Source organism: Terriglobus tenax (assembly GCF_025685395.1).
Taxonomy (GTDB): domain Bacteria; phylum Acidobacteriota; class Terriglobia; order Terriglobales; family Acidobacteriaceae; genus Terriglobus; species Terriglobus tenax.
This window is the reverse complement of sequence record NZ_JAGSYA010000004.1, coordinates 1915167-1940005: the sequence shown is the minus strand read 5'-3', so window position 1 is coordinate 1940005 and position 24839 is coordinate 1915167. Positions and strand designations below refer to the sequence as shown.

Genomic DNA, 24839 nt, shown 5'->3' with positions numbered 1-24839 from the left:
ATCCCGTAGGGATCTGCTTCTGTCTTTGTCTAGCGGCAACAAAGACTGCGTGAAGCACGTACGCCAGTCCCACCGGCAATGCTGGGGATAATCGTCAGTTCGTCGTCGGCATTGACGGCGGAGGCTTCCGTGTTGGGCAGGTAGCGGACATCGTCGTCATTCAGGTAGACGTTGACGAAGCTGCGCAGCTTGCCGTCGGCGGTGAACAGGTGGTTCTTCAGCTCCGGGTGCGCGGCAACCAGGGCGTCCAGCCCGGCCTGTACGGTTTCGCCGGCTACCTCAACGGTGGCCTGCTTGTCCGTGAAGGCGCGCAGCGGCGTGGGGATGTTGATCTTCATGCGTTCTCTCCTGCTGCCTGGGTAATAAGAATCTCTTCGTGCTGGAAGGCTTTATCCTCTTCCGTGGTGCCGCTCAGGTGAAAGGCGTTGGTCAAAACAGACTTGCCTTTCTCGACGCTGGTGATGACGTAGCAACAGCCAAACCAGTGCGCTTCGGCGAAATCGGTCGACGACCACATCGCCGGGTGGTCCGGGTGCGAGTGGTAGAAGCCGACGATGTCGTAGCCCTGCTTGCGGGCCTCACGCTGAATCTTGATCAGCTCCATGGGCGAGATGTTGTAGCGGTTGTGCGCCGAGTCGGTACGCGTGTTGCCCGCGCGGACGATGGCGGCAACATGGTTGCCGTCGTCCCTGGCATGGCCCAGCAGAACCCCGCAGCACTCGTGCGGATAGGTCTCTTCGCCGTGGACGCGCAGGGCCTCGTAGTCGGATTGTGTAATGTGCAGCTTCATTTTGATTCCTGCCAGAACCGTTCGCTCAGGTATTTGTCCGCGGAATCGCAGAGGATGGTGACGATGACGGCTTCTTTGCCAGCCGTGTGCAGCTCTTCGGCCACGTGCAGAGCGGTGGCAATGTTGGCGGCCGCGGAGACGCCAACCAGCATTCCTTCCTCGCGGCCCAGGCGCTTGGCCATCGTGTAGGCCTCCTCGGTGGAGGCTTCCATCAGGCGATCGGCAAGGGCCGGGTCATAGATCGGCGGAACGATCGCCGTCGGCATATACTTCAGGCCTTCCAGGCCGTTGAAAGGCGAGTCCGGCTGCATGCTGATGCACTGGATTTCAGGGTTCAGCTCGCGCAGGCGGCGGGTGGTGCCCATGAAGGTGCCGCTGGTGCCCAGGCCGGCGACAAAGTGGGTAATCTTGCCGGCAGTCTGTTCCCATATCTCGTTGGCGGTGGTTTTGTAATGCGCCTGCCAGTTGTTGTTGTTGCCGTACTGGTCCGCGTAGAAGTACTTGTCCGGGTCCTCGGCAGCCAGCTTGCGGGCCATGCGGATGGCGCCGTCGGAGCCGTCAGCCGGGTCCGTCAGGACAATGTTCGCGCCATAGGCGGCGAGGATCTTCTTGCGCTCAGGAGAAGCATTGGACGGCAGGCACAGTGTCACCGGAAAACCAAGAGCCGAACCCAGCATGGCGTACGCAATGCCGGTGTTGCCGCTGGTGGCGTCCAGCAGGTGCTTGCCCGGGACGAGTTTGCCCTCAGCCTGCGCGTTCAGCACAATGTTGCTGGCCGGGCGGTCTTTCACGCTACCGCCGGGATTGGCCCATTCCGCTTTACCCAGTAGCGTAATGCCGGGCAGGTGGGCGGCGACGCGCTCCAGGCGGACCAAGGGAGTGTTGCCGATGCGGTCGAGCACGGAGGAGCCCAGCCTGGTGGCGCCAGAAATGTGGGTTTCTGTCTGCAAAACTCTCGTTTCCGTTTCTGCACGCTGCCGGAGGGGCAGCGATATGCGACACTGTTGTTGAGTTTATCCGCTTATGGCCCGAAAGACACAGCAGCAGCCGAAGTTCGACCAGGTGTTGTCCACCCTGGGGAATCAGAAATTTGATGTTTCCGCTGGCGCCAATGGTGCAAAGCGCGTTTCCAAGTATGGCTGCGCGGCTGAGGTTCGCTCCGCCACCGACGGAACCACCGAGATCACGGTGCGCCCGGGCTGGCTTCTGAAGGGCGAGATCGCCCGGCTGGTCGACAAGGGTTATCAGAAGTTCCTCAAGGCCGGCCACACGGAGATTCCCGCCACGGCGGACAATCTGCGCCAGCTGCATACCTTCAGCGAAGAGTTGAAGGAGATCATCGGCGCCAACGTGCTGTACAACGAAGCCCTGGGAACCACCAGCGACCGCTACGTGTACGACCGCGTCCTGGGCCGGGCCTAAGAACAGTTGTGAGTTGAGAGTTTTTCAGTTGTGAGTAAGCCCGCTCTCCGGAGTGGAACTTCCTGCTTTTAACAGACAAATTACCGGCAGCAAAAAAACGGCCCTCCGAGTGGAGGGCCAATCTGCCTTGGTTCTCTCTGGTTAGGAGAGCCTGGTGGGTACGCGCTCTATATCGGCTGCGTTTACCCGAACTTTAGGGATGCGGCGGCATTTTTCTGCCGCCGCTCTCCATGGGGTTAGCGGGCCGAGGGCTCCGGGGTGGACGTTCCAGCCATCGAGGTTGCCGGAGCTGCCTGGGAGTCCATGCTGGCCAGGCTGTTGTGCAGCAGGGCTACGCGGACGCCGTTACGAACCGGCTTCTCCTCACCCTCTGCAGCCTTGGCGGTGTTACGGCCCAGGCCACTCTTATAGATGCGGTAGACCGGAACTTGATGCTCGGTTACCAGGTAGCGAACCACCGAGTCGGCCATGGCCTGCGAGGTCGCTACGCCATTTCCGCTGAAACCCTGAACGTCCAGGATGTAGCCCTTTTCGGTGGCCAGCTTCTCGGCCATCGCATCCAGCTCAGCCTTGCCCTTCGGTCCCAGGGCGGTGCTGCCCTTGGCGAACGGAATAGCGGCGTCGGTGACCTTGTCGTACTGGTCAAGGTTCTTTACCGTGCCATGCAGAGCTTCGGTGCGGGTGGTGGCGGTAGAAGCGACCTGGTTGGCCTTGTCGGCGCGGTTACCGGCATCCAGAGCGTGCTGGTCTGCCAGGTCTGCCGCGGACTGGGCCTTGTTGATGCCGGCCGTTGCACGGGAATCGACATCACGAATGTCATTGGCGTTCTTGGCCTGAAGCTGATCCAGCTCATTGACGCGGTCCTTGACCGGGTCGATCTGGCGATGTACCCACTTCTTGCGGGCAAAGGGATTGACATGTCCCCAGAAACCTTCCTTGCTCTGGTTCTCCAGGGGCTGACCGGTGGCATAGGTGCTGGTATCGGTCGCGTCCTGCTTCTGGGACTGGTCGGGGGAGGAAGCGGGGCTGCTCTGCTGAGCGAAAGCCGGAACGGCAAGGGCGCCTGTCAGAACGACGGCAGACAAACCGGAAAAGGCACGAGCATATTTCATATCGGTAGCTCCTTTTTCTAGGGTCGCGGCGGTTAGGTGAAACACCCCGTCACAACGCTTCGTGCCCTTACCTAGAGCAGCTACCGTGCCAAACTTTGATTTATTTAGAATCTATGACTTACGAGAATCCCACAGGGCATTTACCGCGCACTGGTCTGCGCAGGTAGGAAAATTCTTCCCAACCTTACGGTAAATTCACGGGATTTACTTGGATTGCACTCCCACAATGCGCAGCTCAGGCTGCTTTTGATTCCAGCTTTGCGGCAGACCTTCGAAGATGAGGCGGAACTCCGCGCTGGCGCCCGGGGCAACCGGTGCAATGGACACAGGCTGGGTGTCCACGTAGGGCTCGCGGGTACGGATCAGCGTGAGAGGCACGGTCTGCAGGGAGACGGTCTGGCCATCGTCCGCCTTGAAGATGGTCTGCACGGAGATGCCGGTGACGGTCTTGTCACCGTTGTTGGTTACTTTGCCGTCAATGTAGGTAGAGCGTCCGCCGGCAAAGGGAGAGGTGGCTTCCGACATCTCAATGCTGCTGAGCGGAAGGCTTGTCGCGTAGGCATCCAGCGGTGCAACGGTGGTGGGTGCCTCAACCTTGTGGTGCCCGAAGACCAGCAGCAGAACGACAACCAACAGGACGACTCCGCCGCCAACAAGCAGCGGAAGACGCATGGAACTGCGGGATTCGGCGGGTGGGGGCGTGAAGAGTGCGTCGGCCATGGAACCGATTCTAGTACCTTCGCAAATTCTCACGATATTTTTGCAAACTCACCGCATCCAAATAGTGCAGGATTACGTTCAACAGGTAGAGAGCAGCAAGACTCTCACCAGCCCCTCAGGCAGCAGAACCATTCAGGAGCAACAGCGATGCAGACGGAAATCAACCGCAAACAGCGGGTCGATGAAGCGATTTATCGTGTCGTGGCGATTGTTGCCGCGGTGCTGATCGCGATGGGTGTTTTGGTGCAGTAACACGCTCCAGATCCCAGAGTAATAAGGCTGTTCTGGCAAAGTTTCTGGAAAGCTAAGCTTTCCAGCGGATTACGCGTAGGGTTTTTAGCCCCACGAAATAACGGCTATCGGAGCATGGCGCTTTAGCGCTGGGTTTCAGTCCGCAGCTTTCCATCATTTTTAAATTTCCAACCATAAACAGATAGCATCCGATACGAAGGAGAAACTCTTCTGAACGGATTTGCTATGTCGCGTAGCCGCAAAATGGCGCTGGGGATCGCCCTCGCTGTGCTGGTTGCAACCTCCACCGGCAGCCTGCTGACGCGGGGAGTGATGGATAATCTCCCTTTCCTGCGCGCCAACGGTGCGTTTGTGGCCAAGGGCATCGTGGATCAGCGCCCGTGGCAGACGGCCTCCACTCTGGCGGCGTTGGCCACCAGTGCGGAGGAGAAGGAGTTTGCCCGTGAGGCCGAACGGCTGGCCGATCATGAGGTAGACCAGAACTTCTCGCAGTCTCTGCGGCAGGCCAGCCTGAACCGGCCCAAGCCGAGTGAGAAGGCCAAGGCATTGCAGCAGCGTATGAATGAGCTGCAGGCCACGGTAAAGGCAGACCAGGCGCAGGTCGCCAAACTGGCCTCCGCCGGAGAAGCGGCGGAGAACGACCTGGAGCTGGCCAAGGCTCAGCTTGGCCTTGACCAGAGCGAACTGGACGATACCGCCGACGACCTGACGCGCGAAACCGATGAGCATCGCCTGAAGATTCAGCAGGAGCTGAACGCCCGCCAGGCGGAGATGAAGAAGTACAACGACGCCGCGGCGAAGGGCGAGCAGGAGAGTGCCGTAGCTTCCGTGGGAGGCCGCCGCACCCTGGCGCGCCGCATCAATTCCTGGTTTGCCAATCGCAGCCGGCAGCAACTGCTGCAGCAGGCGCTGAAGCTGGCCAGCGACGATGCTGCCGCGCTGGCAGGAGACCACGTGCGGCTGAAGGCAGAGTACGAGCAGCCGCAGGCAGAGAATCTGCCAAGGCTCGAAGCGATCCAGAACAAATCAACACAGCAAAGCGTTCTGATGATTCTTGCCGACCGTCTGGCCACGCAGAAGCAACTGGTCGGGCTGTACCAGAAGTGGAGCCGCCAGGTTGAAATCCAGCGGCAGATCCTGGTGCATCGCATGCTGGAGTCGCTGGCAATCATTGCCGCGATCATTCTGCTGACGATTCTTGCGGGCTGGGGCCTGCAGGTGGCGCTGGACCGCACGCTGCGCGACATGCGCCAGAAGAATACGCTCAAGACCATCCTGAACCTTGGAACGCAGTGCGTCGGGTTCATTCTGGTGCTTCTGGTCATCTTCGGCGTACCGGAGCAGACACCCACCATCCTGGGGCTTGCCACCGCCGGTCTTACCGTCGTCTTCCAGGACTTCATCCTCGCCTTCTGCGGCTGGTTTGTGCTGATGGGGCCCAACGGCATCCGCGTACATGACTGGGTGGAGATTGATGGCGTGGGCGGCGAGGTGGTGGAGCTGGGCATCTTCCGCACCTGGCTGCTGGAGACCGGTAACTGGACCGCGAACGGCCACCCGACCGGCCGCCGCGTCAGCTTCCTGAACGGGTTCGCCATCAAGGGCAAGTACTTCAACTTCTCCACCGCGGGGCAGTGGATGTGGGACGAGATCAAGCTCACCGTACCGGTGGGTGCGGACATTCACCGTCTGGTGGAGAAAATCTACGCCGAGGCGGTGCGGGTAACGGAAGCCGATGCCAAGATGGCGGAGACGGAGTGGAAGCGTGTTACACGGGAGGAAGGCGCCCCGCAGTTCAGCGCCATGCCGCAGGTGAACCTGAGGCCGGCAGGCGCAGGCGTGGACCTGGTGGTGCGCTACATTACACGCGCGTCCGTACGCCTGGAGAAGCGGAACAAGTTGTTTGAGAAGGTGCTCGAGGCGCTGCAGGAAGCGAAGCAATAAAACTTTGTCCATAGACAATACGAACATCTTCGTATTAATGTACGAATATGTTCGTATATCGATTTGCACTGTGTGGCAGCCTCCTGTTTGCTTTGCTGACATCTTCCATTGCGCAGGTACGTTCATCTATCGATGAAGCCAGGTTGAGGGAAACCTTTCAGCGTCTCGGAGATGCATATCTCAAGACCGGCAACACGGACGGCATGTCGGTAGCGGTGGTGCAGGCCGGAAAAACGAGGTTCTACAACTTCGGCACGATCTCGCGTGAACATCCGGTGCTGCCGACGCAGGACTCGGTGTATGAGATCGGGTCGGTCAGCAAGGTTCTTACATCTCTTGTGTTGGCTCATGCGGTAAGCGAGGGCAAGGTGCGGCTGAGTGATGACATCCGCAGGTATCTGCCCGGCAAATATCCGAAGCTGGAGTGGGAAGGTGTCCCTGTCACCTTGAAGGAGCTGGACGATCGTGCTTCAGGACTGCCGGATAATATTCCGTCCTTCAATGTTCCGGGAACACTGGATGAAAAGCCCTTTCGCATTGCGGAGAGGTTGAACGCTTACAGCGATGCGGAGCTTCTGAAAGAGTTGAAAGGAACATCATTGCTGGACCGGCCTGGTCATGAATTTCGGCATTCGAACCTGGCAGCGGTGCTGATGCGGTTGATCCTGGAGCGTGTGTATCACCAGCCGTATCCGACGCTGCTGGCGCGTTATGTCGAGCGGCCTTTTGGGATGCAGAAAGGGTCAGCGGCACGGGCCTATCAGGTCACCGGATACAACGGTAATCATGTAAAGATGCCAATGCTTGACGCCCCGTACATGCTTGCAGGAGCTGGCTTGAAATACAGCGCGGCGGATATGGCGAAGTTCCTGCAAGGGGAACTGGCTGCCACGGAAAAAGCCGTACAGTTGAGCCAGCGGGTGGAATGGGGCGATGTCGAGAAGAGCGCCTGCGGCGGCAACTGGACGATCAACCGAACGCCGGAAGGGTATTTGCATTACCGCATGTCGGGCGGAACGTTTGGCTTTGGCAGCTATATCGAAATGTATCCCGAGCTGGGCTACGGGGTTGTTCTGCTGGCTAACCGCAACGTCACCACGCAGGACGATATGCAGAAGATTGCCGAGAATGCGCTGAATGCACTCTTCGGACAGCCTTCCATCGATGTACTGAAGGCGAAGCTCGAGCAGACTCACTTTGTGGATGTGGACGACTCCATACGGAGCACCATGCACAGCTACCCGCGGCTGCATCTGACAGATGAGTATGTCAATGGGTGGGCCTATGACCTGCTGCACGCGGGCCGGACAGAGGAGGCCCTGGCACTGTTTGCATACAACAACCGGAAGTGGCCTGAGGACTGGAATACGTGGGACAGTCTGGCTGAGGCGTACGCCGTCAAAGGAGACAAGACACGCGCGATTGAGCTCTACCGCAAATCGCTGGAGCTGAATCCGAAAAATACGAATGGTGTCGAGCAATTGAAGAAGCTCGGCGTCAGTTAGGCCAGCGTGGCGCGCTTGATCTTCTGGCGGAAGTCTTCGCCCTGCATCTCCACCACGACGCACATCTCCTGCAGCCGTGATCTCATGCGCTCGCCGATGCGGTCACCCAGCGACTCGTCGCGCATGATGTTGCGCGGAGTGGGGGCATCCGTAACCCCGATGGGCGGCAGGTTGGCGTAGTTGGTGGTGATGATGGTGGTGCGCTTGTCGTTGTAGCGGGTGTTCAGAATGTGGGCGACCGTGTCCCACACCCAGTCCGTGGGTTTGGAGGCGCCAAGCTCATCCAGAACAAGGATTTCCGCGTCGAAGACCGGCTGCAGAATCTCCAGTTCGGTGGCGGCGACCTTTGGGTTGTAGCTGTGCTGCACTTCCTTCAGAAGCTCACGGTAGTCGTAGAACAGGCCGGTCGCGCCGCGCTCCATGATGAGCGACTGCAGGATGCCGACGGCCAGATGCGTTTTGCCGACGCCGATTGAGCCGTTGATCAGAAGGCCCGAGCCGTCCGTTTCCAGCGGATAGCCTTCCACGAACTTCTTCGCCGCCATGTGCGCCCGCAGAAGCGACCGGTGCGAGGTGGGGAAGCTGGTCTCAAAGTTTTCGAGCGTGCAGTGCTCATACCGCCTGGGGATACGGGCGCGCTCCAGGTTGGCCAAGGCGCGACGCTGGGTCTGGCAGGTGCAGGCCGTGGCGTACTGCTCGCCGTCCGGGCGGGTAAGAATGCGGAGGCCAGCTCCTTCGCAGATGGGGCAAACAACGCTCATACAGTCTGTTAGATGAGTATGGGGCCTCGGGCGGCGTAGGAAAAGCCACGGAGTGGTTGAAAACCCCTTCCTGCGGGTCCATAGAAGCGACCGTTCGGTCGCTTCTATGGGGAACGGAGAGGAGGGAAAGAGACCGGGCGGTCCCTTTTGGGATGCAGAGAAGCGTGTGCACCATCCCCGGTGCAGACCTTGGGGGCAGTCGCGGTATACTAAGCAGAGCGCCCGTAGTCGACAGGCACATCGATGTTGCGTGAGCATGCCGCAGCAAGCGAACCGCCCCCGGGAGCCAAGCTGGTACCTCCGGAATTTACCGGGCGAAGCCGGCAATACAAGAAAAGGATTTATACGCAATGCCAAAGCAGGGAATTCACCCGAATTACACCGATATGAACGTTAAGTGCGCCTGTGGGAACGTTTTTGTAACCCGTTCCACGCACAAGGGCGACCTGACGGTCGAAGTTTGCTCCAACTGCCACCCGTTCTACACGGGCAAGCAGAAGCTGATGGATACGGCTGGCCGTATCGAACGCTTCCGCCGCAAGTTCGAGAAAGCAACCAAGTAACCCGTTCCGAACCAAGGCCAGGGGCCCTTGCCGATGGCAGGGGCCCTTGGTTTTTCTGTTGAATCGCGATGAAGAAGCACTGGGACAATCCGACTGAGAATGTAATGCCCGCCGACGGCGTGGCCGTACCCGCTGAGTTTTCCATTGGCAAGGTGCGCGTGGCTCCCGCCACGGTGCTGGCGCCTATGGCCGGTGTGACGGATACCGTCTTCCGCCGCTTCATCCGCAATGCCAGCATGTTTACGCCGGATGCTGCCGGCGACGTGAATGCCGAGGTCACCAACCAGCAGTCGGGCTGCGGCTTGATCATGACGGAGTTCACCTCCGCGGACGGTTTGTCGCGCATGCGCGAGACCAAGCGCAAGCGCTACCTGACGTATTACGAGGACGAGCACCCCATCTCCGCGCAGTTGTTTGGCTCCAATCCGGAGACGCTGGCTGAGTCTGCCCGCATTGTGGAAGATGCCGGTTTCGACATTGTCGACCTGAACCTGGGTTGTCCTGCCAAACGGGTTACCTCCTGCAATGGCGGCAGCGGTTTGCTGCGCGACCTGCCGCATATCGGGGAGATCTTCAAAGCGGTTCGCGCGGCGGTCTCGATTCCGTTTACGGTGAAGTTCCGCATGGGCTGGAGCGATGCCAGCATTATCTGCGTGCCGCTGGCGAAGATGGCCGAAGACATGGGGCTGAACGCCGTAGCGCTGCACGCCCGCACGCGGGAGCAGGGCTACAGCGGCCAGGCGCGCTGGGAGTGGATTGCCGCGGTGAAGGACGCCGTGAAGATTCCGGTGATCGGCAACGGCGACATCCGTACTCCTGAAGATGCGGCGGCGATGGTGGCCGCGACGAACTGTGACGCGGTGATGATTGGCCGCGCCGCGCCGGCGAATCCGTGGCTCTTCCGCCAGATTGCGCAGTACACGGCGACGGGTCGCTACGACGCTCCGACGGAGATGGATCGTTATCGTATGATCCGCACCTACTTCGAGATGCTGCTGCAGGAGTTGGAGCAGGAGCATCCGGAGATTGATTTCTCCACGATCGACAGCATGACCGAGCAGCAGCGCGATCAAATGAACCGCAAGAAGCGCGACCGGGAGTCAGCGCGTCGCGATGCCATCGGCAAGATGAAGCAGTTCGCTTCGTGGTTCACGCACGGCATTCCGGGCGGAGCCGCGCTGCGCAGGGCTATCTATGAGGCGAAGTACGGAGAGGAAGTGATGATCTCCGTGGAAGAGTTCTTTGCAGGCAAGATGAAGCCGGGTGCGGAAGCTGTTGCGGAAGAGCCGTCGCTTGAGGCGCTGGGCGCTGGGTGTGACTAAGGCGTAGATCGCTTCTGAAGCAGCCTTACGGGTACCCGGAGTTTGTGGCGTGTCGAGAGCAAATTCCTCTGCGTTATCGCGCAATGACTATGCATCTTCACGCCGGAAGTGAGCTATGCCCAATGGCACTTCTTTTCCGTCAATCAACAGCAGCATGTTCACGATCATGCGGTTGGAGTCGGAGAGGTGGATGCTCTCGCGCAGGAACTCGGCTCCGTCTTTGCGGCCGGAGCCGCGCAGTGTTCCTTCGTCCCACCAGTAGGCGATCTCATCCGCGATGGGCGAGCCATGGACGGGGTAGAAGGCGCCGTCCACGGCTGCGTTGATCTCTACCGTGGAGACGCCGGTCTTACGCGTGATCTCTTCCTGGATGGCCAGACGGTTGTGCTCCAGGTGGACCCTTTGGATCCACCCGACGGGAACGGGGGCGTACATGGTTGAACTGCCTGAGTCGAAGATCCATGTGCCTGTAATCGAGGAGCCGTGCATATCGTTCTTTCCTCTTCTGCCCCAGCCTGCTAACTGGCCGGCGACACCTGTTGCGTGATGGACTAACTCTTCATTCCTGTAGCAATGCGATCAATGGCCCGATGTGCGGAGAGAGCAGCGCCCTGCTGCCAGCCGACCAGGTGGGACAGGTAATCGCCCGCGAAGAGCGTGCGGCCTTCGGGTTTGTCGAGCTGATTGTACGCATCCTCTGTTCCAGGAAGTCGTGTATTGGCATAGCAGCCCAGCGAGTGGGGAATCTGCTCCCAACTGATGTAAATCGGCTTGGTCAGCAGGGATGACTTGCCCGGATGCAGGGCGTCGACGGCTGCGCGCGAGGCGTCCAGCTTGCCTTGGCGCGAAAGCTTGCCGAAGGCGGTGAACTCGCGCGTCATGTCGTTGCGTTCCAGGTTGAAGCCGGAGATGATGATTCCGGTTTTCGAGAAGAGCTTGTCCGACGGATACCAGACCAGGTCAATGGTTTGCCGGGGGAAGCTGATGCCGCCGTAGATGCGGTTCTCCTTCTCCCAGAAGCGCGGCGACTCCCATGCCACCTTGTAGTGGCTGGCCATGGGGACGCTGGTGAAGGCTTTCTGCGTGGCGGCGGTGAAGTTGTTCTTTGTTTTAGCCAGAACGGCGAGCGGCACGGTGCAGATGCACCAGTCGGCGGTGATGGTCTGCGGCTTGCCGCCTTTGCTGTAGGCCACGGTGACGGAGCTGTCGCCGGTGGTGATTTCGGTGACCGGGGCGTCGTAGACGATGGCGTCGTTGAGCACCTTGGCGAAGCCATAGCCGATGCGGTCCATGCCGCCGATGGGCTGGAACATGGTGGCCTGCCAGTCGATCTGTTCTTCGTACAGAATGCCCTTTGAGAGATCGGCGGCCAGCAGCTCGCTGAGCTTCAACGGATCGTGCAGTCTGGTGACAGACGGGCCTGCTCCGGGCGGTGCGACGAAGCCCGCGCGCGATGTGCCGGTGTACTTGCCGTTGTCGTCCAGGTCGCCGAAGCCTTTCAGAAAGTCGGCCATGCGGGCGGCGTCTTCTCTGGTGAGCTCTTCGTCGAGCGCGTGCTTGTGGATGGCCTTCGATAGCAGTTCGGCGAGGTAGCCGCGGGTGTCGTGGACGACCTGACGCTCTTCCACGGCCTTGCCGCCGTTCAGTACGTCGGCCTGCATCAGCGCGGAGCGCGAGAAGTTGACTTCAACCTCCAGCGGCACGCCGAGCTCCTGGCAGTAGTCAAGCATGAGCGTGTGATGGGATGGGATGCGGGCCGGGCCGGCGTTGAGGTAGTGGCCGTCTTCCCAGGTGCATTCCTGCTTTGTGCCGTCGATAAACTCAACCGTTGTGCCTTTGCGCACGGACCAGGAGCGGCCTCCGGGGCGGTTGCGGGCTTCCAGCACCGTGACGGTGAAACCTGCTTTGCGCAGTTCATAGGCTGAGACCAGGCCCGCGATGCCGGCGCCCAGGATGACGACCTTTTTGCCTTTGCCGAAGTCAGCGGCGAGCTTTGGCAAAGCGGACGCGCCGGAGGCGGGGATAAGGCCCAGGATGTGCATCGTGGAGTAAGCAGCGGAGTAGCCTCCAAGCTGCGCCATGCGCTGGATAAAGACACGACGGGTAAGGCTCATGCGATGGGCTCTTTCTTACGTCTGAGTTTTAAAGCGGGGGAACGGCTTGAGGTAATTATGCGGGAAAAAGGATGGCTTCGGCGAGTGTTGTGCGGGGAAGAGCATTGAATCCCACCCATCCGCTGCGCGTATGGATGGGGCACCCGAAGTTGTGGTGATGCGAGAAGCAGATGCTTACAGGATGACAAAGGACAACAAAGGTAAAGGCTGGAAGCAGATTCCTCCGGCTTGGCCTGCGGAATGACAAAGCAAGAAAAGCGGTCGCGCGGTGCCTCACCCTTTGCTTTCACCCCAGCCAGCAAGCTGGCCGGGGACCCCGATTCGCAAAGAATGGGGCAACGGGGCATGTCCTTCGCATTAGCGCTTTTTGCGTTTGGACTTCTGTTCGCGCTTGATGGATTTGCGTGTGCCCTTCTTGATGGCTTTTTTTGGCGGCTTGTAGGGGTGATAGCCGGGGCGGGCTGCGCGTGGTGTTCCGCCCTCGGGGCGATCGCCGCGGGGTAGAGGCTCCAGCGGCGAGCCGTCTTCTTCCACGATGGCAAACTGCAGGCGGCGGTTGATGCGATCGACGCGGTCGAGCAGGACGTGGACCTTCTGTCCCATCTGGAAGCTGCGTCCTGTGCGGTCGCCGGTGATGCGGCGGGAGCTTTCGTTGAAGTAGTAGCGGTCGTCGCGCAGGGAATCGAGCGGGACCAGCCCCTCAACAAACAGGCCATCGAGTTCGACGAAGAGGCCGTACTTGGTGGCGGAGAGGATCATGGCATCGAAGTCTTCGCCGACGCGGTCCTGCATGAACTTGATCTTCTTCCACTCGATCAGCTCCCGTTCGGCCTCTTCGGCGCCACGCTCGCGTTCGCTGGATTCCTGCGCGATGGCGGTGAGCTCTTCGGTGTCGATAGGGCCGATGGCATCCGAAGCATGTTTGGCAAAGTGAGCATTGCCCCACGGCGAAGGTTTGTCGCTGAGCACTGCGCTGCCTGCCGGGTTTGCGCCGGTGTGCAGTAGTTCCTTTACGATGCGGTGCGTGATGAGGTCAGGATAGCGGCGAATGGGAGAGGTGAAGTGCGTGTACGTAGGGCTGGCCAGGGCGAAGTGTCCTTCGTTCTGCGCCGAGTACACGGCCTGCTTCAGGGAGCGCAGCATCAGGTAGGCAAGGATGCGTTCCTCGGGTTTGCCGCTGATGCGTGCCGTCAGTTTCTGGTACATCTTCGGCGTGACGGGGATGGCGTCTGCTACCTCGTGTGTTTTCGCGGCGCGGCCGGTTCCGCGCACATCGCGGCGGTCGCCGCGGGTCTGGATCTTTTTCACGGGCAGGCTGCCGATGCCGAGCGAGTAGCCAAAGCTGGCGGCGGTCTCTTCAAATTCAACGATGCGCTTGGCGTCCGGTGTCTCGTGGATACGGTAGATGCCGGGTACGCCCTGGGCTTCAATCCAGGTGGCGACGCACTCGTTGGCGCTGAGCATGAACTCTTCGATCAGGCGATGGGCCCAGATGCGCTGGCTGCGCACGATGCCCTGCATCTCGCCGGCTTCGTTGAACTGCACGACGGGCTCGGGCAGGTCAAAGTCGATGGAGCCGCGGCGGACGCGCTTCTGGTTGAGCAGGCGCGAGAGGGTCTCCATGCGCTGGAACTCTGGAACGAGATCGGCGAACTCGCGCAGGGCCTGCGGGTCGTCATCCAGCACGCGCTGCACGTTGGTATAGGTCATGCGTTGCGCGCTGCGGATGATGCCTTCCATGACTTCGTAACGCAGTACTTCGCCGCGGGAGTCAATCTCCATGACGCAGGAGAGGACGAGGCGGTCTTCATGCGGGCGGAGCGAGCACATGCCGGTGGAGAGTTCCATTGGGAGCATGGGGATGGCGCGGTCGGGGAAGTAGACGCTGGTGCCGCGCAGGCGGGCTTCGAGGTCGAGGTCGCTGCCGGGGGTGACGTACTCGGCGACGTCGGCGATGTGGACCTGCAGCTCCCAGTTGCCGTTGGGAAGAAGACGCGCGTGGACGGCGTCGTCGAAGTCCTTGGCGGTTTCGCCGTCGATGGTGACGATGGGGAAGGAACGGAAGTCCGTGCGGGTGTGATGGTTGGATGGTGTGATGGTTGGATGGTTGAAGCCTTCCCACCCATTCGCGATGAGGCTGTGAATGGATGGGGCACCCAGAGCTGTGGCGCGTTCGCGGGCTTCTTCGAGGACGTTGTCCGGGAAGGTGTGCGGCAGGTGGTGCTTGCGGATGATGATTTCGACGTCGACACCGAAGGCGTCTTTATCGCCCAGCACTTCGATGACGCGGCCGGTGGCGGGGCGTGAGGTGTTGGGGAAGTTGGTGATCTCGACATCGACGGCCATGCCTTCCAGGTTGCGCCAGTCTTCGTCCAGCTGCGCTCGTGCCTCTTCGCCCAGAACGCGGTGCGGCGAGCCGTCTTTCTGGACGGGGACTTCCATACCGTCGGGGATGAGGACGGGCTGCGTCATGCGCTCGTCGAGAGGTGTGACGTAGTTGCCGCGCACCAGCGGGTTGTCATGCCGCTTCTGCGGACGGGCGTAGTGGAAGATGCCGACGATGGTGGGATGTTTGCGTGTGAGCACGCGGGCGATGCGGCCGGAACGGCGACCGTCACGCTGTGGCGGACCGAGCTCGATGAGCACCTGGTCGCCCTGCATGGCGCCGTTGATCTCCGGCGGAGGAATGAAGACATCGTCTTCGCCGGGGATGCGGACGAAGCCGAAGCCGTCACGGTGCAGGTCGAGCTTGCCGGCGATGAGGTTGTCGCGGGTTTGCTGCGATGCGGCGGAGGGGTACTTGCCGCGCCGGATCGAGACTCCACCCTTGGTCTGTGACGAAGAGGGGGGCGACGGTTTGGCTGGCAACGACCACTGTTCGCGGTCCACTTTCTGCAACTGGCCGCTGGCGGTGAGCCGGGCGAGATGTTCCAGCAGCAGGCGGCGTTCGCGGCCTCCGCCGAGGCCGAGTTCGCGGATGAGCTGTTTGTAGCCCGCGCGTCCACCGGGGGCACGTTCAATCAGGCGAAGTAGCTCGCGGTCGGTCTGGGGATAGTGTCCTGCCATGTCCCCATAAGCATAAAGGGAAGCGGTGAAGTTGCGTCTGTGACGGGGCGAAGCGAGTCAGGCCTCGAGCGCCTGCCGCACGTTGATGGGGTGGATCCGTCCCAGCAGAAACGCGTAGGAAACCACCCCCACAACCAGGTAAACGGCGGCAATGCCGAAAGCCCACTTGAAGCTGTGGGTGGCCTGCACGGTGTATCCGGTCAGGATGGGCGCCGCGATTGCCGAGAGCTGATTGGAGAAATTCAGAATGCCGCCTACCTTGCCGGTGCTGGAGTTGGGTACCAGCAGCGAGGGGAGGCTCCACACCACGGGAGCCGCGGCCGAAAGCCCGCCAATGGCGATGGAGATGGGAAGCAGGGCCGAGGGAAGGTCATGCGCAAATGCGGCTCCTACCAACCCGAGGCCGCAGGCTGTGCCAATCAACAATACGGTGCGCCGTACGTTGCTGGCATTCCGGCCACGCCGGATGAGCAGGTCCACCAGAACTCCGCCGAGGAAGAAGTCGCACACCGTGGCCACGAGCCACGGCGCGGCGGTGAACAGAAAGCTTTGACGCAGCGTGATGTGCAGCGTCTGGGCGAGATAGGTTGGAAGCCAGGTCAGCAGCAGGTAGAAAACGTAGTTGTAGGCTCCGGAACCAATGGCCAGGCCGATTACTTTGCGTTCGCGCATCAGCCGCGCCAGCGGAATCGGCGGAGCGAGCATCGCTGCTGCATCCTCTGTCTTGCCCCCGGAATGCACGACATCACGCAGGGAAAAGCGGTCCGGCTCGCGGTACAGCAGGGCGAACAGGCCGAGGTACGCAAAGCTGAGCATGGCCGTAAAGCCAAACGACATCCGCCAGCCCACGCGCAACAGCAACAGCCCGAGCAGAGGCACACCCACGGCGTTTGCCAGCTTCGCGGCACTGTCAAAGATCGCCGTTGCGAGCGACCGCTCGTGTTGCGGGAACCATGCACCCACGGCCTTGGCATTTGCCGGAAAGGTGGGAGCTTCGCCAATTCCTAACAGCAGCCGCGCCAGGAAGAACAGCAGGACGCCCGGCGCGAAGGCCGCGGCGATGGAGGCGATGCCCCAGATGGCGATGGAATAGAGCGAGACCTTGCGTACACCGAAGGCGTCCAGCACGACGCCGGTGGGAAGCTGGCAGGCCGCGTATGTCCAGGAGTAGGCAGCCGAGAGCTGGCCGAAGACCGCAGGGGTGATGCCGAAGCTCTGCACCAGGGCATCGTGCGAGACCGACAGGTTCACGCGGTCAAAGTAGTTGACCAGCACACCGACGCCCAGCAGAATGCCGATCGTCCAACGGTAGGATTCAGGATTGCTGACGCGCGCGCTCATCGGGCAGGGAGGACTCTACCACGCGCGCAATACAACAATCGACACGCACGCGCATACACTCATAGGCATGGAAGACAGCCCTCACGTTCCCTCCGCCAACGACTTCCTGAAGGTGCGCCTCACCGGCAGGCACGTCACGCTTGTGCCGCTTGCGAAGGATCACCTGGACGACCTGGTCGCCGCCGCCAAAGACGGCGAGTTGTGGAAGCTGTGGTACACGAGCGTTCCTGAGCCGGAGAGGATGGCCGCTGAGATCAACCGCCGCCTGGTCCTGCTGGAACGCGGACTGATGCTGCCGTTCACCGTCTTTTCTGAGGCAACCGGTCGCGCCGTGGGCATGACCACCTTCATGAACCTTGACTATATTGCCAACCGCGTGGAGATCGGCTCTACCTGGTATGCCAAAAGCGTGCAGCGCACCGGCCTGAACACTGAGGCCAAGTACCTTCTGCTGCAGCTTGCTTTTGAGCAGTGGAACTGCATTGCGGTGGAGTTCCGCACGCACTTTATGAACCACCAGAGCCGCCGCGCGATTGAGCGCCTTGGCGCAAAGCTGGATGGCGTTCTGCGCAGCCACACGATTGCCCATAACGGCACCGTGCGCGACACCGTGGTCTACAGCATTCTTCCGCACGAGTGGCCCACCGTGAAATGCCACCTGGAACACCAGATGCAGAAGCCGCGTTAAACCGCGAGTGCATCCTCACTTCACTTCGCAACATCTGCATAGTCAGGGGAGAACCAGATGGATACCGGTACGAAGCCTTCGCCCTTCCACATCGTCAGCCAGCCCGCGCAGAAAGACCCTGTCTGCGGCATGATGGTGGACCCCGCCACGGCAAAAGCGAAGGCCGAATACAGCGGCAAGATGTACTACTTCTGCTGCCAGGGCTGCGCGACGAAGTTTACCGGCGATCCGGAAAAATATCTGAACCCCAGGCCCGCAACTCCACCTACCGCAGCGGAGATGCAGGCCGAATACACCTGTCCCATGGACCCCGAGGTTCGCCAGAAAGGGCCCGGCACCTGCCCGAAGTGTGGCATGGCATTGGAGCCTGCCGCTCCTCCGTCCCTGACGCGCGTGGAGTACACCTGCCCCATGCATCCGGAGGTGGTCAGCGACCATCCCGGGAATTGCCCGAAGTGCGGTATGGCGCTGGAGCCACGCACAGTCGAGGTTGAGGAGCAGGAGAACCCTGAGCTTACCGACTTTCGCCGCCGCCTCTGGATCTCTGCCCTGCTGACCGCGCCGGTTTTCGTCGCCGCGATGAGTGGCATGTGGCTGGAACATCTCATCGGTAGCAGCACCCTGCACTGGCTGGAGATGGCGCTTGCGACGCCTGTTGTTCTGTGGGCCGGATGGCCGTTCTTTGAGCGCGCCGTGCAGTCTGTCCGCACGCGCAACCTGAATATGTTCACGCTCATCGGGCTGGGTGTGGCGGTGGCCTACGGCACGAGTGTGGCCGCGATGATTGCCCCCGGACTCTTCCCGGCTACTTTCCGCGACGAGATGGGACAGCCGCCTGTGTACTTTGAGGCGGCTGCTGTGATCGTGGTGCTGGTGCTGCTGGGCCAGGTGATGGAGCTGAAGGCCCGCGCCCGCACGGGGCAGGCCATCCGCAGCCTGCTGGGGCTTGCGGCGAAGTCCGCGCGGCGTATCAAGGCCGACGGAACGGAAGAGGATGTGCCGCTTGACCTGGTCCACGCAGGCGACCTGTTGCGCGTGCGTCCCGGAGAGAAGATTCCCGCTGACGGCATCGTTACGGAAGGTGCAAGCTCGGTCGACGAATCGATGATGACGGGGGAACCTCTGCCGGTTGAAAAACACGCGGGTGATCGCGTGACCGGAGCTACGCTCAATGGCACGGGAACCCTTGTCCTTCGCGCCGAGCGTGTGGGCCGCGACAGCCTGCTGGCGCAGATTGTGCAGATGGTGGCCGAGGCGCAGCGCAGCCGCGCTCCCATTCAACGGCTTGCGGACAAGGTTGCAGGCTACTTTGTTCCTGCCGTCGTCTTCGCGGCGATTCTTGCAGCGGTGTTGTGGGCGACGGTAGGGCCACAACCACGGCTGGCACATGCGTTGGTCGCGGCTGTCTCCGTCGTCATGATTGCCTGCCCCTGCGCTCTGGGCCTGGCCACGCCGATGTCCATCATGGTAGCCAGTGGCAAGGCCGCGCATATGGGTGTGCTGTTCCGCAATGCCGAGGCGTTGGAACGCTTCGGCAAGGTCGACACGCTTGTTCTGGACAAGACCGGCACGCTGACCGAAGGCAAGCCGAAGCTAGTCGCTATCCAGGCCAACGACGAAGCCCGTGCGCTGCAGCTTGCCGCCAGTCTTGAAAACGCCAGCGAACACCCACTGGCCGCCGCCATCGTCGGTGCAGCCAAAGAACGAAACATCGCTCTGCTACCGGTAACGGCCTTCACTTCCATTACCGGCAAAGGGGTTCGCGGGCAGATTGAAAGCCATGCAATCGCTTTGGGCAATACGGCGCTGATGCAGGAGCTTGGCATCGACACTGCGCCGTATGCCGGCGCTGCGGATGGCATGCGCCGCCTGGGCCAGACAGCGATCTTTCTGGCGCAGGACAACACCTTCGCGGGCATCCTTGCTGTCGCCGACCCCATTAAGGCCACAGCGGTAGATGCACTCAAACAGCTTCGCAACGAAGGCCTCGCAATCGTTATGCTGACTGGCGACAGCCGCGCCACGGCCGAAGCCGTAGCCGGTCAGCTTGGCATCGACACGGTGATTGCCGAGGTACTGCCAACAGGCAAGCGCGAGGCTATTGAGAGGCTGCAGAGTGAGGGCCACGTGGTCGCCATGGCTGGGGATGGTGTCAACGATGCTATTGCCCTGGCCAGGGCCGATGTCGGCATTGCAATGGGCACCGGCGCCGATGTTGCCATGCAGACGGCGGGCGTCACGCTGCTGAAGGGCGACCTCAGCGGCATTCTGCGCGCACGCCGCCTGAGCGAGGCGACGATGAGCAACATCAAGCAGAATCTCTTCTTTGCCTTCGTCTACAACGCGCTGGGGGTTCCGGTCGCCGCCGGCGTGCTGTATCCCCTCTTCGGCATCGTGCTTAGCCCCATGATCGCGGCTGCTGCCATGAGCTTCAGCTCGGTCTCTGTGATTGCGAATGCACTGCGGCTGCGGGCGGCGAAGCTTTAGAGTGCCGCCTTCACCTTCTTCGGCAGCTTCTGGAAGACACGTGTGTGCGCCTGGCGCAGAAGCTCTTCCAGCTCTGCCTTGCGGAAGATGTTCCACTCCGCCAGCGCCACCCACTTTGCCCGTGCCAGGTAGGGTGCGGGCAGAACGCCTTCTATCTCCAGCAGTTCGTGGAACTGTTCCGGATCGGCGGCGAAGCTGAAGACTACCGGCTGCCGGCCCAGGCGGGACTCATCGTCCAGGTTGATGAGGGCGAACATCTTGCCACCGGTGGTCTTATCGCCAACCCAGAAGACCAGGTTGTCGCCCCACTGCCGCGTTTCCTTTACGTGCGGCAGTGACTTCAGGAATCGGCGTGTGCTTTCGGCGTCCATGGCGGCAGTATCCCACCGGGCTACTGACAATGTCTGCCGCCTTCTATACTTGTAGGTGCCTAGCCATGACCTTTCCGTCTTTGCAAGAACAGCTCGATCTCATCACCAAGGGCGCTGCCGAAATTCTGCCCCTTGAAGACCTGACCAAGCGCATTGAGAAATCAATCGCCACCGGTGTGCCCATGCGCATCAAGGCGGGCTTTGACCCCACGGCGCCGGACCTGCACCTGGGCCACACCGTGCTCATGCGCAAGCTCAAGCACTTCCAGACGCTGGGTCATACGGTCATCTTTCTTATCGGCGACTCCACCGCCCTGATCGGCGATCCCACCGGTAAGAACCAGACCCGCAAGCCGCTCACACGCGAAGAGATCGACGCGAACGCCGAGACCTACAAGGAACAGGTCTTCAAGATCCTGGACCCCGAAAAGACCGAGGTCCGCTACAACTCCGAGTGGCTCGACCAGCTGGGCTATGCCGGCATCATCAAGCTGACGGCGCAGTTCACCGTCTCGCAGATGCTGGAGCGCGAGGACTTCCACAAGCGTTTCCAGGAAGAACAGCCGATCCATGTGCATGAGCTGCTGTATCCCATGGCACAGGGCTATGACTCGGTTGCGCTGAAGTGCGATGTGGAACTGGGCGGAACGGACCAGAAGTTCAATCTGATGCGCGGCCGCGACCTGCAGCGCACCCATGGCCAGGCACCACAGATTATCCTGATGACGCCCATTCTGGAAGGCCTGGATGGTGTGCAGAAGATGTCGAAATCGCTGGGCAACTTCATCGGCATCACCGAGCCCGCAGGCGAAATGTATGGCAAGCTGATGTCGGTCAGTGACGAGCTGATGTGGCGCTACTGGGTCTTCCTGACTGACCTGCCGCAGAGCGCCATTGACCAGATGCGCGCCGACGTTGCCAGCGGAGCCCTGCACCCGATGCAGGCCAAGAAGAACCTGGCTCGCACCATCACTACCGGCTTCCACTCCGAGGCCGAGGCGCAGCAGGCGGAGGAGAACTGGGCCAAGACCTTCCAGCAGAAGGCGGTTGCTGATGATCTGGAAGAGGTGGCGGTTTCGTTTGCGGAGATTACGTTGGGCGAGAACACCGTGCGCGTGCAGAAGCTGCTGGTGGCACTGGGCCTTGCTGCCTCAGCCGGTGAAGCGACCCGCAAGCTGGCCGAAGGCGCAGTGCGCATCGACGGCAATGTTCACAAGGAAACCGCATTGACTGTGCCCGAGCTTCCTGCGCGGATTCCGGTGCGCCTGGGCAAGCGCGCCAAGCTGGCCGTGATCGCCTGACACGATTCCCACTCACGCTGAGCGTGAGTGGGGCACCCGGATCCGTGGGTCACGGGCCTGGGTGCCCTATCCATATGCGCCGCGGATGGGTGGGCATCTTTGGCCATCGAACCATCCATTTATCCCATCATCCAGACCTTCCGAATCAACGGTTTACAAATCCCTTGTAAACCGTGCGCGACAAAGGTGCATCCAACCGGGTCAGCAAGATTACGAAGGAGCCCTGACGTCATGATGGCTGCCCGATGGATTGTCGTACCGGTTGCATTTGTAGCTTTCGCCCTACCTGTCTTTGCACAACCGCAGGACACCGCCGCACAGAGTCTGGCCCGCAACGTCATGCAGACGGAGTTGGAGGCCAACCGCAATGACCACACCCGCTGGCAGTACCGCTCGCACTACCAGAAGCCCGGCGAAGACTTTCTGTTCTACGTGATTGAGACCGATGGCGGCGCTGTGAAGAAGAAGATCCGTGCCAGCGGTAAAACTCTGAATGCCGCGGAGCTGGCGCAGGAAGATAAGAAGATCTCCGATTTCGTCTCCAGCCCCAGTGAGCAGGAGAAGCAGCGCAAGAACGGCAGAGAAGACGATAAGCGCGCCGAAGACATGCTACGCATGATGCCGGATGCCTTCTACTGGTCGGTGAAGTCGGAGACGCCCGACACGACGACGCTTGCCTTCCAGCCCAATCCTAACTTCACGCCGCCTTCCATGGAGGCCCGCGTCTTTGCGGCCATGGCAGGTGAGATTGTCGTCGATAAAGAGCAGCACCGCATGAAGCTGATGCGCGGGACGCTGGTCAACGATGTCACCTTCGGATGGGGTCTGTTTGGCCGTATGCGCAAGGGAGGAACCTTTTCGGTGGAACGCCGTGAGATCAGCCCCGGGAAGTGGATCATTGTTGAGACCCACATCCACATCGACGGCAAGGCGCTCCTGTTCAAGTCGATTTCCGAGCAGGAGGACGAGGTTAAATCCGGCTTCAGGATGACGCCCAGCGGCACGACCTTGCAGCAGGCTGCCACGGAACTGAAGCAGCAGCCTCCGGATACCCTGGCGCAGCGGTAAGCAACAAGCAGGCAGAGTGGTGATAAAAGCACCTTCGTCCTTCGCGTTACGAAGGATGACACGGGCAGCAGCTACTTTTTTACCAGGGCGCGGGTTGCGCCGATGGAGATGCCGCCGTCAATCAGGATGGTTTGTCCGGTGACGTAGCGTGAGGCTTCGCTGGCCAGGAAGACGACGGCTCCGTCCAGGTCGTTGGGTGCGCCGGGGCGCTTCATGGGGATGCGTTCGACCAGGTATTCCACCCAGCCCGCATCTTCATACATCACGCGGTTCTGGCTGGTTTTGAACCAGCCGGGGGCGAGGACGTTGACGGTGATGCCGTGCGGTCCCCAGTCATCGGCCAGGCTCATGGTGAGTTGCTTGATGCCGCCGCGGCTGGCTCCGTAGGGCCCCAGACCGGCGGAACCGCGAACGCTGGTGACCGAGCCTACGTTGATGATGCGGCCGTAGTTGCGTGTGATCATGCCGCGGGCGATGGTTTGCGCGACGAAGAAGGGGCCGCGCAGGTTGGTTTCGAGGATGGTGTTCCAGTCCTCCCAGGTGACGTCAAGCGCGGGCTTGCGGATGTTGCAGCCGGCGTTGTTCACCAGGATGTCGACCTTGCCGAAGGCGGCTTCGGCGGCGGGGCCGAAGGCAGCGATGCTCTTCTCGTCGCGGACGTCGAGGGTGAGGGCTTTGGCTTCAATGTCGAGACCTGAGAGCTCTTCCAGGAAGGCGTCGCAGTCGCCTGCCTTGCGGCTGGTGACGACCAGCTTTGCCCCGGCACGTCCCAGTGCGCGGGAGAAGTACTGGCCCAGGCCACGGGAGGCTCCGGTGACGACGGCAACCTGGCCGGTGAGATCGAAAAAATTATGGCTCAACGCGACTTCTCCTTGTTGGGGGCGACGACGACTTTCAGCAGGCCTGCCTCGCGGGCGTGGAGGCGGCTGAACCAACCGGCGGCCTCTTCCAGGCTGCTGACGGCGGTGATCAGGGGTTTGACGGTGATGGCTCCTTCGCTCATCAGGCGGATGGCGTCGGCGTACTCGCCGGCGGAGGCGCAGGAGCCCTGCAGGCGCACCTCGCGGGTGACAACACGCTGCAGGGGAAGGGGAACCTCGGGCTGGATGTTGCCGATGAGGCCGACGGTGCCACCGCGGCGAACGCATTCGATGGAGGCGACGACGGTCTCGGCGCGGCCCACGGCTTCGAGGACGACGTCTACACCGACGTTGTGGGTGCGGCGCAGGATTTCGGCGACAAGGTCGTTGCCGGAGAGGTGCAGGGTGTCCGGGATGCCGACGTCGACGGCCATCTGCAGGCGTGCGGCGTCCACGTCGGCGATGGTGACGGAGCGTGCTCCTGCGGCGCGTGCGGCCTGTGCGGTCAGCAGGCCGATCATGCCGGCTCCGATGACCAGTGCGGAGTCTCCGGGCTTGAGCTGGGAGACGCGAACGCCGTGCAGGGCGACGGCGACCGCCTCCAGCATGGCGGCTTCTTCAAAGGGGAAGCCGGAGGGCAGTTTGTAGAGGATGCGGGCGGGGACGGCGACGAACTCGGCGAAAGCTCCGTGGCGGCGGTAGTCGCCGCAGGAGACGCCCATGACCTGGCGGTTGTCGCAGAGGTTGACCTCGCCCCGGCGGCAGAAGTCGCACTGGCCGCAGTAGACGGTGGAGTCGAAGGTGACGCGGTCGCCGGGCTGGTAGCCCTGGACCTGGCTGCCGACGGCGGCGATGACACCCGCGGCTTCGTGCCCCATGACGATGGGGGGAATGCGGCGGCCGGAGCCGCCGTCGTAGCCGTGGACGTCGGAGCCGCAGATGCCGCAGGCGGCCACCTGGATCAGGACTTCGTCGCCGGCGACGGGCGGTACGGGCATGTCAATAACCTGCAGGTTTTCGTACTCGGCCAGCATGAGAGCTCGCATTCGGCACCCCTTTTTGTTCCGCACCAGCATAAGGTGTGGCGGGTTGGTCTGTCCTGCGATTGCCCGGCGGGCAAAAGTGCGGTATTCTTTAACTTCGGCAGCAAGC

Annotated in this window: 22 protein-coding genes; 9 read left to right on the top strand and 13 right to left on the bottom strand. The window is 61.3% G+C overall.

The window, feature by feature from the left end; all coding sequences use genetic code 11:
• Nucleotides 1-29: 29 nt before the first annotated feature.
• From OHL13_RS13615 to OHL13_RS13605, 3 genes are read right to left on the bottom strand one after another with little or no spacing between them, the layout of a single operon-like run.
• Entirely contained in the window at nt 30-338 is a 309-nt protein-coding gene (locus tag OHL13_RS13615) for a MoaD/ThiS family protein (RefSeq protein ID WP_263410670.1), read from the bottom strand.
• On the bottom strand, nt 335-790 hold the full coding sequence (locus tag OHL13_RS13610; RefSeq protein ID WP_263410669.1) for a M67 family metallopeptidase: 456 nt from the start codon (nt 788-790) through the stop codon (nt 335-337). The genes OHL13_RS13615 and OHL13_RS13610 overlap by 4 nt, the downstream gene beginning before the upstream one ends.
• Complete coding sequence (locus OHL13_RS13605) at nt 787-1740, bottom strand: PLP-dependent cysteine synthase family protein (RefSeq protein ID WP_263410668.1); 954 nt, start codon at nt 1738-1740, stop codon at nt 787-789. The genes OHL13_RS13610 and OHL13_RS13605 overlap by 4 nt, the downstream gene beginning before the upstream one ends.
• A gap of 73 nt (nt 1741-1813) precedes the next feature.
• Between OHL13_RS13605 and OHL13_RS13600 the strand changes: the two genes are divergently transcribed.
• Nucleotides 1814-2212, top strand: a complete 399-nt coding sequence (locus OHL13_RS13600; RefSeq protein ID WP_263410667.1) for a hypothetical protein — start codon at nt 1814-1816, stop codon at nt 2210-2212.
• Nucleotides 2213-2448: 236 nt separating this feature from the next.
• Here OHL13_RS13600 and OHL13_RS13595 read toward each other — a convergent pair whose 3' ends face one another.
• Nucleotides 2449-3324: an OmpA family protein gene (locus OHL13_RS13595; protein WP_263410666.1), complete on the bottom strand. Its 876-nt coding sequence runs from the start codon at nt 3322-3324 to the stop codon at nt 2449-2451.
• 204 nt (nt 3325-3528) lie between these two features.
• Entirely contained in the window at nt 3529-4044 is a 516-nt protein-coding gene (locus OHL13_RS13590; protein ID WP_263410665.1) for a DUF2393 domain-containing protein, read from the bottom strand.
• A gap of 477 nt (nt 4045-4521) precedes the next feature.
• On the opposite strand from OHL13_RS13590, the gene OHL13_RS13585 reads away from it, so the two are divergent.
• Together OHL13_RS13585 and OHL13_RS13580 are read left to right on the top strand one after the other, a co-directional pair.
• Complete coding sequence (locus OHL13_RS13585) at nt 4522-6240, top strand: mechanosensitive ion channel domain-containing protein (RefSeq protein ID WP_263410664.1); 1719 nt, start codon at nt 4522-4524, stop codon at nt 6238-6240.
• A gap of 143 nt (nt 6241-6383) precedes the next feature.
• Nucleotides 6384-7745: a serine hydrolase gene (locus OHL13_RS13580; protein WP_263410663.1), complete on the top strand. Its 1362-nt coding sequence runs from the start codon at nt 6384-6386 to the stop codon at nt 7743-7745.
• Here OHL13_RS13580 and OHL13_RS13575 read toward each other — a convergent pair.
• Entirely contained in the window at nt 7742-8506 is a 765-nt protein-coding gene (locus OHL13_RS13575) for an ATP-binding protein (RefSeq protein ID WP_263410662.1), read from the bottom strand. The two genes, OHL13_RS13580 and OHL13_RS13575, sit on opposite strands and share 4 nt — an antisense overlap.
• Before the next feature lie 350 nt (nt 8507-8856).
• On the opposite strand from OHL13_RS13575, the gene rpmE reads away from it, so the two are divergent.
• On the top strand, nt 8857-9069 hold the full coding sequence (rpmE, locus tag OHL13_RS13570; protein WP_263410661.1) for a 50S ribosomal protein L31: 213 nt from the start codon (nt 8857-8859) through the stop codon (nt 9067-9069).
• A gap of 68 nt (nt 9070-9137) precedes the next feature.
• Entirely contained in the window at nt 9138-10391 is a 1254-nt protein-coding gene (gene dusB / locus OHL13_RS13565) for a tRNA dihydrouridine synthase DusB (RefSeq protein ID WP_263410660.1), read from the top strand.
• Between the two features lie 87 nt (nt 10392-10478).
• Here dusB and OHL13_RS13560 read toward each other — a convergent pair whose 3' ends face one another.
• The 4 genes from OHL13_RS13560 to OHL13_RS13545 form a co-directional block, all read right to left on the bottom strand.
• Complete coding sequence (locus OHL13_RS13560) at nt 10479-10880, bottom strand: hypothetical protein (RefSeq protein ID WP_263410659.1); 402 nt, start codon at nt 10878-10880, stop codon at nt 10479-10481.
• Between the two features lie 62 nt (nt 10881-10942).
• Complete coding sequence (locus OHL13_RS13555; RefSeq protein ID WP_263410658.1) at nt 10943-12505, bottom strand: flavin monoamine oxidase family protein; 1563 nt, start codon at nt 12503-12505, stop codon at nt 10943-10945.
• A 357-nt stretch (nt 12506-12862) separates the two neighbouring features.
• Nucleotides 12863-15571, bottom strand: a complete 2709-nt coding sequence (locus tag OHL13_RS13550; RefSeq protein WP_263410657.1) for a ribonuclease R family protein — start codon at nt 15569-15571, stop codon at nt 12863-12865.
• 57 nt (nt 15572-15628) lie between these two features.
• Entirely contained in the window at nt 15629-16912 is a 1284-nt protein-coding gene (locus OHL13_RS13545; RefSeq protein WP_263410656.1) for an MFS transporter, read from the bottom strand.
• On the opposite strand from OHL13_RS13545, the gene OHL13_RS13540 reads away from it, so the two are divergent.
• Both OHL13_RS13540 and OHL13_RS13535 read left to right on the top strand, forming a co-directional pair.
• Entirely contained in the window at nt 16893-17600 is a 708-nt protein-coding gene (locus OHL13_RS13540; protein ID WP_263410655.1) for a GNAT family N-acetyltransferase, read from the top strand. The genes OHL13_RS13545 and OHL13_RS13540 overlap by 20 nt on opposite strands.
• A 57-nt stretch (nt 17601-17657) precedes the next feature.
• The gene (locus OHL13_RS13535) at nt 17658-20087 is read left to right on the top strand and encodes a heavy metal translocating P-type ATPase (RefSeq protein ID WP_263410654.1); all 2430 of its coding nucleotides are present in this window, start codon (nt 17658-17660) and stop codon (nt 20085-20087) included.
• On the opposite strand, the gene OHL13_RS13530 is transcribed toward OHL13_RS13535, so the two are convergent.
• A complete protein-coding gene (locus OHL13_RS13530) occupies nt 20084-20488 on the bottom strand; it encodes an MmcQ/YjbR family DNA-binding protein (RefSeq protein WP_263410653.1) in 405 nt (134 codons plus the stop codon). The two genes, OHL13_RS13535 and OHL13_RS13530, sit on opposite strands and share 4 nt — an antisense overlap.
• 35 nt (nt 20489-20523) lie before the next feature.
• Here OHL13_RS13530 and tyrS point away from each other — a divergent pair, with 35 nt between their 5' ends.
• Together tyrS and OHL13_RS13520 are read left to right on the top strand one after the other, a co-directional pair.
• Nucleotides 20524-21759 (top strand): tyrosine--tRNA ligase, encoded by a 1236-nt coding sequence (gene tyrS / locus OHL13_RS13525; protein ID WP_263410652.1) that lies wholly within the window; start codon nt 20524-20526, stop codon nt 21757-21759.
• A gap of 231 nt (nt 21760-21990) precedes the next feature.
• Nucleotides 21991-22827, top strand: a complete 837-nt coding sequence (locus OHL13_RS13520) for a hypothetical protein (RefSeq protein ID WP_263410651.1) — start codon at nt 21991-21993, stop codon at nt 22825-22827.
• A 71-nt stretch (nt 22828-22898) separates the two neighbouring features.
• Here OHL13_RS13520 and OHL13_RS13515 read toward each other — a convergent pair whose 3' ends face one another.
• Together OHL13_RS13515 and OHL13_RS13510 are read right to left on the bottom strand one after the other, a co-directional pair.
• Complete coding sequence (locus tag OHL13_RS13515; RefSeq protein ID WP_263410650.1) at nt 22899-23687, bottom strand: SDR family NAD(P)-dependent oxidoreductase; 789 nt, start codon at nt 23685-23687, stop codon at nt 22899-22901.
• Complete coding sequence (locus OHL13_RS13510; RefSeq protein ID WP_263410649.1) at nt 23684-24733, bottom strand: galactitol-1-phosphate 5-dehydrogenase; 1050 nt, start codon at nt 24731-24733, stop codon at nt 23684-23686. Before OHL13_RS13510 ends, OHL13_RS13515 begins: the two co-directional genes overlap by 4 nt.
• Between the last annotated feature and the right edge of the window lie 106 nt (nt 24734-24839).

Excerpts from the sequence above, each read along its gene's own strand:
- OHL13_RS13535 (WP_263410654.1), top strand. The coding sequence starts at position 17,658 with ATGGATACCGGTACGAAGCCTTCGCCCTTCCACATCGTCAGCCAGCCC.
- OHL13_RS13590 (WP_263410665.1), bottom strand. The coding sequence starts at position 4,044 with ATGGCCGACGCACTCTTCACGCCCCCACCCGCCGAATCCCGCAGTTCC.
- tyrS (WP_263410652.1), top strand. The coding sequence starts at position 20,524 with ATGACCTTTCCGTCTTTGCAAGAACAGCTCGATCTCATCACCAAGGGC.
- OHL13_RS13615 (WP_263410670.1), bottom strand. The coding sequence starts at position 338 with ATGAAGATCAACATCCCCACGCCGCTGCGCGCCTTCACGGACAAGCAG.
- OHL13_RS13610 (WP_263410669.1), bottom strand. The coding sequence starts at position 790 with ATGAAGCTGCACATTACACAATCCGACTACGAGGCCCTGCGCGTCCAC.
- dusB (WP_263410660.1), top strand. The coding sequence starts at position 9,138 with ATGAAGAAGCACTGGGACAATCCGACTGAGAATGTAATGCCCGCCGAC.
- OHL13_RS13555 (WP_263410658.1), bottom strand. The coding sequence starts at position 12,505 with ATGAGCCTTACCCGTCGTGTCTTTATCCAGCGCATGGCGCAGCTTGGA.
- OHL13_RS13560 (WP_263410659.1), bottom strand. The coding sequence starts at position 10,880 with ATGCACGGCTCCTCGATTACAGGCACATGGATCTTCGACTCAGGCAGT.
- OHL13_RS13575 (WP_263410662.1), bottom strand. The coding sequence starts at position 8,506 with ATGAGCGTTGTTTGCCCCATCTGCGAAGGAGCTGGCCTCCGCATTCTT.
- rpmE (WP_263410661.1), top strand. The coding sequence starts at position 8,857 with ATGCCAAAGCAGGGAATTCACCCGAATTACACCGATATGAACGTTAAG.
- OHL13_RS13595 (WP_263410666.1), bottom strand. The coding sequence starts at position 3,324 with ATGAAATATGCTCGTGCCTTTTCCGGTTTGTCTGCCGTCGTTCTGACA.
- OHL13_RS13585 (WP_263410664.1), top strand. The coding sequence starts at position 4,522 with ATGTCGCGTAGCCGCAAAATGGCGCTGGGGATCGCCCTCGCTGTGCTG.
- OHL13_RS13550 (WP_263410657.1), bottom strand. The coding sequence starts at position 15,571 with ATGGCAGGACACTATCCCCAGACCGACCGCGAGCTACTTCGCCTGATT.
- OHL13_RS13520 (WP_263410651.1), top strand. The coding sequence starts at position 21,991 with ATGATGGCTGCCCGATGGATTGTCGTACCGGTTGCATTTGTAGCTTTC.
- OHL13_RS13545 (WP_263410656.1), bottom strand. The coding sequence starts at position 16,912 with ATGAGCGCGCGCGTCAGCAATCCTGAATCCTACCGTTGGACGATCGGC.
- OHL13_RS13510 (WP_263410649.1), bottom strand. The coding sequence starts at position 24,733 with ATGCGAGCTCTCATGCTGGCCGAGTACGAAAACCTGCAGGTTATTGAC.
- OHL13_RS13600 (WP_263410667.1), top strand. The coding sequence starts at position 1,814 with ATGGCCCGAAAGACACAGCAGCAGCCGAAGTTCGACCAGGTGTTGTCC.